Source organism: Streptomyces tricolor, from assembly GCF_002155905.1.
Lineage (GTDB): Bacteria > Actinomycetota > Actinomycetes > Streptomycetales > Streptomycetaceae > Streptomyces > Streptomyces tricolor.
Genome location: NZ_MUMF01000863.1, coordinates 1 through 1035 on the forward strand (window position 1 = coordinate 1; position 1035 = coordinate 1035).

The following is a 1035-nucleotide window of genomic DNA, read 5'->3' on the forward strand; positions in this document are numbered from 1 at the left end:
GGTCATGCCCACCCTCCCTGCCTGCGGCGGGTTCTGCGCAGCAGCCAGAAGAAGAACGGGCTGCCGAGGAGCGCGGTCAGGACGCCCAGGGGGAGTTCGGCCGGGGCGGCCAGGGTGCGGGAGGCGAGGTCGGCGGCGAGCAGGACCAGGGCGCCGAGCAGGGCGCTGCCGGGCACCAGGAAGCGGTGACCCGGCCCGGCCGCCATCCGCAGCAGATGCGGGACGACCAGGCCGGTGAACCCGATGACGCCGGCGACGCTGACCGCCGCCGCCGTGAGCAGGGCGATCACCAGGACGAGGGCGAGCCGCAGCCGCTCCACGTCCACGCCCAGGTGCCGGGCCGGGCCCTCGCCCAGCGCCAGCAGGTCCAGCCGGCGCGCGTACAGCGGGGCGATCCCCAGCCCCAGCGCCGCGCACGGCAGCACCGCCAGCACCTTCGGCCAGGTCGCCTGCGCGAGCGAGCCGAGCTGCCAGAACGTGATCTGGTTGACGGCGGCGGTGTCCGCGAAGAACAGGAACAGCCCGATCAGCGCGCCCCCGAAGGCGTTCACCGCGATCCCGGTGAGGATCAGCGTCACCACCTCGGTACGGCCGTCCGAGCGGGACAGGACGTAGACCAGCAGCACCGTGCCGAGGCCCGCCGCGAAGGCGAAGACGGGCACGGTCCACATGCCCAGGAAGTCCAGCCCGAACGCGATCGCGCCGACCGCCCCGACCGCCGCCCCCGAGGAGACGCCGATGACGCCCGGCTCGGCGAGCGGGTTGCCGAACACGCCCTGCATCAGCGCCCCCGCGCAGCCCAGCGAGGCACCCACGAGCAGCGCCAGCGCGATCCTGGGGAAGCGGACGTTCCACAGCACGGACTCGGCCACCCGGTCCGGCGCCGCGCCGCCGAGGTGGGCCCGGTGCAGCACCGAGCCGAGCACGTCGGCGGCCGGGACGGGGTAGGCGCCGAGTCCGGCGGCGACCGGCACCAGGGCCAGCAGGGCGAGGAGCAGACCCGCCGTCAGCAGCCAGGCGCGGGTGCGCCGGGGG

General features: G+C 75.7%; 1 protein-coding gene. It reads right to left on the reverse strand.

The window, feature by feature from the left end; all coding sequences use genetic code 11:
- Positions 1 to 2: 2 nt before the first annotated feature.
- Positions 3 to 1035 (reverse strand): FecCD family ABC transporter permease (locus CCN44_RS40890; protein ID WP_244204055.1); only part of this gene is annotated, 1033 nt, incomplete at its 5' end.